A 360-nucleotide genomic window follows, 5' to 3' on the forward strand; every position below is an offset into this window, starting at 1 on the left:
CGGTATCTTTCAATCGCAGCTTGCGGAACTTAGTCAAGGAACTGGAATTGATAACTGCATCTTCGGGCGCCATCTCAAGAAAATACTTGAAGGACATATCATATCGTGAACGCTCCACTACATCCACATCTGAAATACAATAGATCGTTTTCAATAACAAGTATTTAAACATGCGGATAGGACTTTCTGCATTTCTCCCATTATTTGCACAATATTTATCTACCAGTTCATCGTGGATAAAAGAAAAATCAATCAATTCATTGATTCTTCTAAGAAGATTGCCCTTGGGTACGATTAAATCATATAGATCGGAATACGCACTTAACTGAATTTTTTGTTGCTGCAATAACATATATAAGT

The 360-nt window shown here is 35.8% G+C and carries 1 protein-coding gene; it reads right to left on the reverse strand.

Going from position 1 to position 360, the window contains the following annotated elements:
• On the reverse strand, positions 1 to 352 hold a 352-nt coding region (locus tag LB467_RS18795), incomplete at its 3' end, for a transposase (protein ID WP_224475677.1).
• Between the last annotated feature and the right edge of the window lie 8 nt (positions 353 to 360).

The sequence above is a fragment of the Salegentibacter tibetensis genome (assembly GCF_020164485.1).
GTDB classification, from domain to species: domain Bacteria; phylum Bacteroidota; class Bacteroidia; order Flavobacteriales; family Flavobacteriaceae; genus Salegentibacter; species Salegentibacter tibetensis.